The organism is Propylenella binzhouense (assembly GCF_009866965.1).
GTDB classification, from domain to species: domain Bacteria; phylum Pseudomonadota; class Alphaproteobacteria; order Rhizobiales; family Afifellaceae; genus Propylenella; species Propylenella binzhouense.
In genome coordinates this window covers 18831-28984 of sequence record NZ_SPKJ01000051.1, presented here as the reverse complement: position 1 = coordinate 28984, position 10154 = coordinate 18831, and the positions used below count along the sequence as shown (strand labels likewise).

Sequence of the window (10154 nt, the reverse complement as noted above, 5' to 3'; positions counted from 1 at the left end):
CGCCCTGGCGCGCGACCGTGGAGGGGGCGATCGCACGCGCGGGCGGCGCGCCGCCGCCGGCCGGCGGGCTTCCGCCGGCGACGGGACCCTCGCGCGAGGAAGTCGCGGCGGCGGCGAACATGAGCGCGGCCGATCGCACGGCGATGATCGAGGGCATGGTCGCGCAGCTCGCCGACCGGCTCGGCGACAATCCCGGCGACGTCGAGGGCTGGCTGCGGCTGATGCGCGCCTATACCGTGCTCGGCCGGACGGAAGACGCCTCCAGCGCGGCGAAGACGGCGATCGCCTCCGCGCCGGACGAGGAGGCGCGGCAGCGGATCGTCGCGGCGGCCGAGCAGCTCGGCCTCAAGATCGAGGAGACGGGGAAACCATGACCCGGAAGCAGAGGCGGCTCGCGATGATCGGGGCGGCCGGCGGCGTGCTCTCCCTGGCGCTCGGCCTGGTCCTGTTCGCGCTGAGCGACCAGATCGTGTTCTTCTACACGCCGAGCGACATCGCCCAGAAGGGGGTCCAGCCCGGGACGCGCGTCCGGCTCGGCGGGCTTGTCGCCGACGGATCGGTCCACCGCGGCGACGGCGGCAAGGTCTCGTTCGAGGTGACCGACACGGCGAGCGCCATCGAGGTCACCTATACCGGAATCCTGCCCGATCTCTTCCGGGAAGGGCAGGGCGTGGTCGCGGAAGGCGTGGTGGGCGCCGACGGTGCGTTCCGGGCCGACAGCGTGCTCGCCAAGCACGACGAGAACTACATGCCTCGCGAAGTCGCGGACGCCCTGAAGAAGCAGGGCCACTGGATGGAGAAGAGTGCACAATGACGGGTGCCTTCCCGGTCGCCGAGCTCGGCCATTTCGCGCTCGTGCTCGCGCTCGCCCTTTCGCTCATCCAGTCGAGCGTGCCGCTCTGGGGCGCGCGCTCCGGCGATGCGCGGCTGATGGGCGTCGCACCGGCGACCGCGACGGCGGGTTTCCTCTATGTCGCGCTCGCCTTCGCCGCCCTCACCGCCGCCCATCTGCAATCGGACTTCTCCGTCCAGAACGTGTGGGAGAACTCCCACTCGGCGAAGCCGCTCCTCTACAAGATCACGGGGGTGTGGGGGAACCACGAGGGCTCCATGCTGCTCTGGGTCCTGATCCTGACGCTTTTCGGCGCACTCGTGGCCCGCTTCGGGCGCAACCTGCCGGACAGCCTGCGCGCGACCGTGCTCGCCGTCCAGGGCTGGATCGGCAGCGCCTTCCTGCTCTTCATCCTCCTGACGTCGAACCCGTTTGCGCGCCTCGACCCGGCTCCGCTCGAAGGGCGCGACCTCAACCCGCTGCTGCAGGACGTCGGGCTCGCGGTCCATCCGCCGCTCCTCTATCTCGGCTATGTCGGCTTCTCGATCGCCTTCTCCTTCGCGCTCGCCGCGCTGATCGACGGGCGGATCGACGCCGCCTGGGCGCGCTGGGTGCGGCCGTGGACCCTGGCGGCCTGGACGTTCCTGACCCTCGGCATCGCGATGGGCTCCTACTGGGCCTATTACGAGCTCGGCTGGGGCGGCTGGTGGTTCTGGGACCCGGTCGAGAACGCCTCCTTCATGCCCTGGCTCGCCGGAACGGCGCTGCTCCACTCCGCCCTCGTGATGGAGAAGCGCGGCGCGCTGAAGATCTGGACGGTGCTGCTCGCGATCCTGACCTTCTCGCTGTCGCTGATCGGCACGTTCCTGGTGCGCTCCGGCGTGCTGACCTCCGTCCACGCCTTCGCGACCGACCCGACCCGCGGCGTCTTCATCCTCGGGATTCTCGTCCTCTTCATCGGCGGCGGCCTGTCGCTCTTCGCCTGGCGCGCGCCGACCCTGAAGCAGGGCGGCCTCTTCGCGCCGATCAGCCGCGAGGGCGCGCTCGTCTTCAACAACCTCTTCCTGGTCGCGGCGACCGCGGCGGTGTTCGTCGGAACGCTCTATCCGCTGGCGCTCGAGGGGCTGACGGGCAAGAAGATCTCGGTCGGCGCGCCGTTCTTCGACCTCACCTTCGGGCCGCTGATGATCCCGGTGCTGCTGGCGGTGCCGTTCGGGCCGCTGCTGGCCTGGAAGCGGGGCGACCTCGCCGCCGCGGCGCAGCGGCTCGGCGTGGCGATGGCCGCTTCGGTCGCGGGCGTGCTGGCGGTGCTCCTGCTCTCAGGCTCGCACGCGGCGCTGCCCGCGCTCGGCATCGGGCTCGGGCTCTGGCTGATCGCAGGGGCCTTCTCGGAACTCGCCGAGCGCACGCGGCTCTTCCGCCTCCCGATCGCGGCGAGCGCCGCGCGGCTCGCCGGGCTGCCGCGCTCCGCCTTCGGCACCGCGCTCGCCCATGCCGGCCTCGGCGTGACGCTGATCGGGATCGTGGCGACCTCGGCCTTCCAGAGCGAGCTCATCACCGAGGTGCAGCCGGGCGACCGCGTCGAGGTGGGGGAATACGGCCTCACCTATGTCGGCACCGCCCCGATGACCGGGCCGAACTACCGTGCCGAGGTGGCGCATTTCCGCGTCGACCGCGACGGCGTCGGGATCGGCACCGTCACGCCCTCCAAGCGCATCTATACGGTGCGGCAGATGCCGACGACGGAGGCGGCGATCGAGACCTACGGGCTCTCGCAGCTCTACGTCTCGCTCGGCGACCGGAGCGAGCGCGGCCTCGTGCTGCGGGCCTATTACAAGCCGTTCGTGACGCTGATCTGGCTCGGCGCCGTGGTCATGGCGGCAGGCGGCGCCGCTTCGCTTTCCGACCGCCGGCTGCGGATCGGGGCGCCGCGGCGCGCGGCCTCCAGGACGACGGACCCGGTTCCGGCATGAGGCTCGCCGGACTTGCCCTGACCGCGCTTCTCGTCGCCGGGCCGGCGCTGGCGGTGACGCCGGAGGAGCGGCTTGCGGACCCGGCGCTCGAGGCGCGCGCGCGCGCGATCTCCGAGGAGCTGCGCTGCCTCGTCTGCCAGAACCAGTCGATCGACGATTCGGAGGCGCCGCTCGCGCACGACCTCCGCGTGCTCGTGCGGGAGCGGCTGGAGGCGGGCGATTCCGACGCCGCCGTGAAGCAGTTCCTGGTCGACCGCTACGGCGAGTTCGTGCTCCTGCGGCCGACCTTCTCCGAATCGAACCTCCTGCTCTGGGCGGCGCCCTTCCTCGTGCTCCTCGCCGGCATCGCGCTCGCATTCCTGTTCTACCGGCGCCGCCGCGCCGCGGCGGGGACGGAGCGCCTCAGCGCGGAGGAGGAGGAGGCGCTTGCACGCGTGCTCGGACGCCCGGAGCAGGGCTGAAGCGGCGCGCGGCGGCCGATCTTCCAAGCTTACGAAGAATTAATCGCGCAGACACGGCACGGTAAGGGGCAGCTCCCTATCTCTTCCCTGCGGCGGAGACGTGGCGAACCTGCCCCCGGGCCACGCTCTCTCCGCAGACCTCCAGTCCGCCCCGCCGAGACGGGGCGGACCCAAATTCAGCGTGGAGCTTGCAACTGCCATGACCAACAACGACCAGAACAATTCGCGGGCGCGGCGCTTCCGCAATGCGCTGCTCGCGAGCGCGCTCACCCTCGGCATCGTCGGCGGCACCGGCGCCGGGCTCGTGATCGGAGACAGCCCGGCGGCACGCGCCGAGCCGGTCCGTGTCGAAGCCGCCGGCCCGGCGGACTTCACGTCGATCGTGGAGAAGGTGAAGCCGGCGGTGGTCAGCGTGCGCGTGAAGACCGAGATAAGCCCGGTTTCCGACCAGGGCTCCCCGTTCGGCGACATTCCCGAGGACAGCCCGTTCTACGAGTTCTTCAAGCGCTTCGGCCCCCCGGGCTTCGAGTTCCGCGGCCCGAACGGGCAGAACCCGCACTCGCCGCGCTTCGGCATGAGCCAAGGCTCCGGCTTCTTCATCTCCGAGGACGGCTACTTCGTGACGAACAACCACGTCGTCGACCACGGCAAGGAGATGGTGGTCGTCATGGACGACGGCCGCGAGCTCGATGCCAAGCTGATCGGCACGGACGAGAAGACCGACCTCGCGCTGCTGAAGGTCGAGGGAAGCGGCTTCACCTACGTCAACTTCGCCCAGGAGGAGCCGAAGGTCGGCCAGTGGGCGATCGCGGTCGGCAATCCGTTCGGCCTCGGCGGCTCGGTGACCGCCGGCATCGTCTCGGCGAACGGCCGCGACATCGGCAACGGCCCCTATGACGACTTCATCCAGATCGACGCGCCGGTGAACCGCGGCAATTCGGGCGGACCGACCTTCAACGCGAAGGGCGAAGTGATCGGGGTCAACACCGCGATCTTCTCGCCGTCGGGCGGCAATGTCGGCATCGCCTTCGCGATCCCCGCCTCGACCGTGCAGCAGGTCGTCGCCGACCTGAAGCAGGACGGCAAGGTCACCCGCGGCTGGCTCGGCGTCCAGATCCAGCCGGTGACGAAGGACATCGCCGACAGCCTGGGCATCGACCAGACCACCGGCGCGCTCGTCGCCGATCCGCAGGACAACGGCCCCGCGAAGGCAGCGGGCGTGCAGGCCGGCGACATCATCGCCAAGGTCGACGGCAAGGACGTGAAGGGCCCGCGCGAGCTGGCCCAGATCATCGCCGGCTACGATCCCGGCGCGACGGTGACGCTCGACGTCGTCCGCAACGGCAGCACGCAGCAGATCGAGGTGAAGCTCGGCAATCTCGCCCAGGTGGCGAGCACCGGCACCGACCAGGCGCCGGACGCGCAGCCCGGCTCCTTCGAGGGCTACGGCCTGGCGCTCGCGCCCAATGACGGCGGCGACGGCGTGCTGGTGACCGGCGTCGACGACGGCAGCGCGGCGAGCGAGAAGGGCCTGCAGGCCGGCGACGTCATCGTGGCGGTCGGCGGACAGAAGGTCTCGAGCGTCTCCGACGTGAAGTCGGGCATCGCATCGGCGCAGAAGAACGGCCGCAAGGCGGTCCTGGTGCAGGTCCAGAGCGAGCGCGGCACGCGCTTCGTCGCCCTGCCGGTCGAGAAGGGCTGATCGGCCCCAGCCGAGGGAACCGGCGCGACACTCACCTGCCCCCAGTCGTTCCCGGCTCCCCAGCGGCGGGTCGCTCCGGCGGCCCGCCGTCTCCATTTTGACTGGCGCGCAAGCCAGCGGCGGCTAACGTTCAGACATGCGGATTCTCGTAGTCGAAGACGATCAGGAAGCGCTCGCCTATCTGGTGAAGGCACTGCGCGAGGCCGGCCACGTGGCCGACCAGGCGATGGACGGGGAGGCGGGGCTCGAGCTTGCGAGCGGCGGCGGCTACGACGTGCTGATCGTCGACCGGATGCTCCCGAAGCGCGACGGCCTCTCGCTGATCGCAAGCCTGCGCAAGGAGGGCGACCGCACGCCCGTGCTGATCCTCTCCGCGCTCGGCCATGTCGACGACCGCGTGACGGGGCTCCGCGCCGGCGGCGACGACTACCTGCCGAAGCCCTATGCCTTCTCCGAGCTGCTCGCCCGGGCCGAAGTGCTGGCGCGGCGCGCCACGCCGCAGGAATCGGAGACGATCTACCGGGTCGGAGACCTCGAGCTCGACCGGCTGGCGCGCACGGTGACGCGCGGCGGCAAGGCGATCCTGCTCCAGCCGAGGGAATTCCGGCTCCTCGAGTACCTCATGAAGAACGCGGGCACCGTGGTGACCCGGACGATGCTCCTGGAGAATGTCTGGGACTACCATTTCGACCCGCAGACCAACGTGATCGACGTCCATGTCTCGCGCCTGCGGGCCAAGATCGACAAGGATTTCGACCGCCCGCTGCTCCACACCGTGCGCGGCGCCGGCTACGTGATGCGGGACGATGGCTAGCCCGGCGCGCCTGCGCCTCTTCCGCACGACGGCGTTCCGGCTTTCGGCGATCTTCCTGGCCGTCTTCAGCATCTTCTCCACCCTCATGATCGGCTACATCGTGAAGAGCACGATGGAGCTCCTGGAAGGGCAGACGCTCGAGGCGGTCGGCAGGGAGCTCGACGAGCTGGCGGCGCAGTACCAGCTCGGCGGCATCGTCCGGCTCGCCCGCGTGGTCGATCTCCGCAGCCAGCAGCCGGGCGCCAGCCTCTATCTGATCGCCGACCCGGACGGCGCGAAGGTGGCCGGCAACGTCGCCTTCGTCCCCTCCGCCATCCTCGACAATCCGCGCCCCGAGCCGCAGACCGTGCCCTATCGCGGCGCCGAGGAGACGGGAGGCTTCGGGCGGAGGGTGGCGCTCGTGCGCGTCTTCGAGCTGCCGGCCGGCTACCGCCTGCTGGTCGGGCGCGACGTCAGCGAGCGCAACCAGCTCATCGAGATCACGATCCGCGCCTTGCTCGTCACCATGGGGCTGATGGTCGTGCTGGGGCTCGCCTCGTGGCTCTTCGTCTCGCACCGGGTCCTGAAGCGGATCGATTCGATGGCGGCGACGAGCCGCCGGATCATCGCGGGCGACCTTACCGGCCGGCTCGAAGTGACGGGAACGGGCGACGAGTTCGACCGGCTCGCGGAAAGCCTCAACACCATGCTCGAGCGGATCGAGCGCCTGATGGAGGGGCTGAAGGAGGTCTCCGACAACATCGCGCACGACCTGAAGACCCCGCTCACCCGGATGCGGACGCGGGTCGAGGCGGTGCTCTCCGGCGCGAGGGACGAGCACGAGTACCGCGATGCCCTGCAGGCGACGATCGACGACGCGGACCAGCTCATCCGCACCTTCGACGCGCTGCTGATGATCGCGCGGGCCGAGGCGGGCTCATCGGGGACCGCCTTTTCCACGGTCGACGTGACGAGCGTCGCCGAGGACGTGTTCGAGCTCTACGAGCCGCTCTCGGAGGAGGCGGGCGCCGAGCTGACCTTCACCGCAAACGGGCCGGCGCCGGTCGCCGGCATCCGCGAACTGCTCGCGCAGGCGCTCGCCAACCTCGTTGACAACGCTCTGAAATATGCCGAGGAGGGCGCCGAGAAGCCGAGGGTGACGATCTCGGTCGAGCGGGAGGCGGATGTGGTGCGGCTCGCGGTGGCTGACAACGGGCCCGGCATTCCTCCGGAGGACAGGGCACGCGCGACCGAGCGCTTCGTCCGCCTCGAGAAGAGCCGGTCGAAGCCGGGTGCCGGCCTCGGGCTGAGCCTCGTGGCGGCGGTGGCGCGGCTTCACCACGGCGCCTTGTCGCTCGAGGCGAACGGCCCGGGCCTGCGCGCCGTCCTGATCCTGCCGGCGGCGAAAGAGATCGCGAATGCAGCCTGAGCCGCTGATGCGGCGGGTCCTGCCGCTGCCGGCGAGCCCGGCGGCCGAAGCGGCGCTCGTGCGGCTTCGGGAGGCGGCCGCCCGGCAGGGCGCCGAGGACGTGCTTGCCGAGGTGCTCGCCGCACGGGACCTGCCCTCGTTCCTGGGAACGGCGCTCGGGGATTGCCCTTTCCTTCTCGACCTCGCGGCCAAGGACGTGCGGCGGCTCGCCGCCACGCTCGCCGGCGATCCGCTTGCGATCGTGGCCGGCGAGATCGAACGGCTCGACGGCCTCGCCGCCGCGAACAAGGCGGAGGCGATGGCGGCGCTGAGGCTGGCGCGCCAGGCCGTGGCGCTGGCGCTCGGGCTCGCCGATCTCGGCCGCGCCATCGACCTCGAGGCGGTGACGAGCTCGCTCAGCGCGTTCGCCGACGCAGCGCTCGGGGCCGCGCTCCGCCATGCCCTGGGCGAGGCGCACCGGAAGGGCACCTGGACGGGCGCGACGGACGGGTCGGACTGCGGGCTCGCCATTCTCGGAATGGGGAAGTACGGGGCACGCGAGCTCAACTATTCGAGCGATATCGACCTCATCGTCGTCTACGACCCGGAGGCCGGCGGGCTTGCCCCCGGCGTCGAGCCGAGCGTCTTCTGGGTCCGCATCGTCCGGCAGATCGTGGCGATTCTCCAGGAGCGGACGGCGGACGGCTACGTCTTTCGCGTCGACCTCCGGCTGCGTCCCGACCCCGGCGCGACGCCGGTCGCGCTCTCCATTCCCGGCGCGCTCATCTATTACGAGAGCATGGGCCAGAACTGGGAGCGCGCGGCGCTCATCAAGGCGCGCGCCTGTGCCGGCGACCTCGGGGCGGGCAAGGGCTTCCTCGCCGAGATCGCCCCCTTCATCTGGCGCAAATATCTGGACTTCGCGGCGATCGCCGACATCCATTCCATCAAGCGGCAGGTCCATGCCCATCGCGGGCACGGCGACGTGGCCGTGCTCGGCCACGACATCAAGCGCGGGCGCGGCGGCATCCGCGAAATCGAGTTCTTCGTCCAGACCCAGCAGCTCATCGCCGGCGGGCGGGACCGGAGCCTGCGCGGCATCCAGACGCGGCCGATGCTCGCGATGCTCGCGGAGCGGAGCTGGATCGGCAGGCGGACGGCGGAGGTGCTCGACCAGGCCTATGTCTACCTGCGCACGCTCGAGCACCGGCTGCAGATGGTCGCCGACGAGCAGACGCACACGATCCCCTCCGACCGCGCGGAGCTCGCCCGCATCGGCCGCCTGATGGGGGAGGGCGATGCCGCGAAGTTCGAGGCGGACGTCCGCGCCGTGCTCGACCGCGTGGCGGCGCGCTATTCGGAGCTCTTCGAGGACGCGCCCGCGCTTTCCGGCGCGCGCGGCAATCTCGTCTTCACCGGCGGGGACGACGATCCGGACACGCTCCAGACCCTCCGCGAGTTCGGATACCAGCATCCCGAGACGGTCACCGAGGCCGTGCGCGCCTGGCATTTCGGCCGCTTCCCGGCGATGCGTTCCACGACCGCGCGCGAGCGGCTGACCGAGCTCACGCCGGCGCTCCTGCAGGCGCTTGCGCGCGCCGGCAATCCCGACCAGGCGTTTCGCAGCTTCGATGCGCTCCTGCGGGCGCTTCCCGCCGGCGCGCAGCTTTTCTCGGTGCTCGCCAGCAACCCGGACCTTCTCGATCTCCTCGCCTTCATCCTCGGCTCCGCCCCGCGGCTCGCCGAGATCTTCGCCCGGCGCCCGCATGTCGTGGACACGCTGATCGACCCGGCCGTGCTGGAGGACCGCATCGACCGCGGCGACATCGAAGCGCGGCTCGAGGCGACGCTCCGCGAGGCGAAGGGCTTCGAGGACGCGCTCAACCGCGCGCGCCTCTTCACCGCCGAGCAGCGCTTCCTGTTCTCGGTCCGCATGCTGCGCGGCCATCTCGCACCCGCCGATGCCGGCCGGGCCTTCTCGCTTCTCGCCGACGTCATCATCGACGCGCTCTACCGGCGGACGCTTGAAGAGTTCCGGCGCCAGCACGGCAGGATCCAGGGCGGCCGCGAGGCGATCCTCGCGCTCGGACGGCTCGGCAGCCGGGAGATGACCGCCGGCTCCGACCTCGACCTGATCGTCGTCTACGACCACGACCCGGAGGCCGGCCCCTCCGACGGACCGCGTCCGCTCGTCGCCTCGCACTATTACACGCGCTTCACGCAGCGGCTCGTCGCCGCCCTTTCCGCGCCGACCGCCGAGGGGGTCGCCTACGCCGTCGACACGCGGCTCCGGCCGTCCGGGCGGGCGGGGCCGCTCGCGACCCATCTCGAGGCGTTCCGCCACTACCAGCTGAACGAAGCCTGGACGTGGGAGCACATGGCGCTTTCGCGCGCCCGCCCCGCGGCGGGAGAGGCGGGCCTGCGCGCCGCGGTGGCGGCCGTGATCGGCGAGGTCATGGCGCGCGCGCGCGACCGCAACGCACTTGCCGCAGACGCCGCCGCCATGCGGCACAAGGTCGACGAGGCCCGGCACGCCACCAGCCCCTGGGAGCTGAAGACGGTTCCCGGCGGCCTGATGGATTGCGAGTTCGTCGCGCAGTTCCTGGTGCTGGCCGGGCTTCCGAAGAAGGACGGCGAGGCGACCGCGGACACGCTCCGGCGCGGCACCGATGCCGGTCTCCTCGACGGCGCCGACGGGGCGCTCCTCGCCCGCTCGGGGATCCTGCAATCCGCTTTGCTCCAGACCCTGCGCATCGTGGACGACCGGCCGTTCGACCCCGAGGCGGCGCCGGAGGGCGTGAGGACGCTGCTCGTCCGCATGGCGGAGGTCGCGATGCGCGACGCCGCGGCCCACGAGACGGCCGATCCGTCCGGCAAGGCGGCGCGGCCGGTGCCCGCGACCTTCGCAGAGCTCGAGAGCGAGCTGCGGAGCCTGCAGCACGCAACGCGCGAGGCGTTCGGCCGGATTCTCGGCTGAGCGGGGGT

Annotated in this window: 8 protein-coding genes; all 8 read left to right on the top strand. The window is 71.1% G+C overall.

Going from position 1 to position 10154, the window contains the following annotated elements; all coding sequences use genetic code 11:
- Positions 1 to 374, top strand: a 374-nt coding sequence (locus E4O86_RS14295) for a tetratricopeptide repeat protein (RefSeq protein WP_246206403.1), incomplete at its 5' end; no start/stop codon positions are given.
- A complete protein-coding gene (ccmE, locus tag E4O86_RS14290) occupies positions 371 to 814 on the top strand; it encodes a cytochrome c maturation protein CcmE (protein ID WP_161141228.1) in 444 nt (147 codons plus the stop codon). The genes E4O86_RS14295 and ccmE, both read left to right, overlap by 4 nt.
- Entirely contained in the window at positions 811 to 2805 is a 1995-nt protein-coding gene (locus tag E4O86_RS14285; protein WP_161141227.1) for a heme lyase CcmF/NrfE family subunit, read from the top strand. The genes ccmE and E4O86_RS14285 overlap by 4 nt, the downstream gene beginning before the upstream one ends.
- Positions 2802 to 3266 carry a cytochrome c-type biogenesis protein gene (locus tag E4O86_RS14280; protein ID WP_161141226.1) on the top strand — a complete coding sequence of 155 codons (465 nt, stop codon included), beginning with the start codon at positions 2802 to 2804 and terminating at the stop codon, positions 3264 to 3266. Before E4O86_RS14285 ends, E4O86_RS14280 begins: the two co-directional genes overlap by 4 nt.
- 199 nt (positions 3267 to 3465) lie before the next feature.
- Positions 3466 to 4968: a Do family serine endopeptidase gene (locus E4O86_RS14275; RefSeq protein ID WP_161141225.1), complete on the top strand. Its 1503-nt coding sequence runs from the start codon at positions 3466 to 3468 to the stop codon at positions 4966 to 4968.
- Positions 4969 to 5104: 136 nt separating this feature from the next.
- Positions 5105 to 5782: a response regulator transcription factor gene (locus E4O86_RS14270; protein ID WP_161141224.1), complete on the top strand. Its 678-nt coding sequence runs from the start codon at positions 5105 to 5107 to the stop codon at positions 5780 to 5782.
- Complete coding sequence (locus E4O86_RS14265) at positions 5775 to 7190, top strand: ATP-binding protein (protein WP_161141223.1); 1416 nt, start codon at positions 5775 to 5777, stop codon at positions 7188 to 7190. The genes E4O86_RS14270 and E4O86_RS14265 overlap by 8 nt, the downstream gene beginning before the upstream one ends.
- Complete coding sequence (locus tag E4O86_RS14260; RefSeq protein WP_161141222.1) at positions 7180 to 10146, top strand: bifunctional [glutamine synthetase] adenylyltransferase/[glutamine synthetase]-adenylyl-L-tyrosine phosphorylase; 2967 nt, start codon at positions 7180 to 7182, stop codon at positions 10144 to 10146. Before E4O86_RS14265 ends, E4O86_RS14260 begins: the two co-directional genes overlap by 11 nt.
- Positions 10147 to 10154: the final 8 nt, after the last annotated feature.

What these genes read in the sequence shown, in the direction of transcription:
- E4O86_RS14285 (WP_161141227.1), top strand. Translation starts at nt 811, where the DNA reads ATGACGGGTGCCTTCCCGGTCGCCGAGCTCGGCCATTTCGCGCTCGTG.
- ccmE (WP_161141228.1), top strand. Translation starts at nt 371, where the DNA reads ATGACCCGGAAGCAGAGGCGGCTCGCGATGATCGGGGCGGCCGGCGGC.
- E4O86_RS14270 (WP_161141224.1), top strand. Translation starts at nt 5,105, where the DNA reads ATGCGGATTCTCGTAGTCGAAGACGATCAGGAAGCGCTCGCCTATCTG.
- E4O86_RS14260 (WP_161141222.1), top strand. Translation starts at nt 7,180, where the DNA reads ATGCAGCCTGAGCCGCTGATGCGGCGGGTCCTGCCGCTGCCGGCGAGC.
- E4O86_RS14280 (WP_161141226.1), top strand. Translation starts at nt 2,802, where the DNA reads ATGAGGCTCGCCGGACTTGCCCTGACCGCGCTTCTCGTCGCCGGGCCG.
- E4O86_RS14265 (WP_161141223.1), top strand. Translation starts at nt 5,775, where the DNA reads ATGGCTAGCCCGGCGCGCCTGCGCCTCTTCCGCACGACGGCGTTCCGG.
- E4O86_RS14275 (WP_161141225.1), top strand. Translation starts at nt 3,466, where the DNA reads ATGACCAACAACGACCAGAACAATTCGCGGGCGCGGCGCTTCCGCAAT.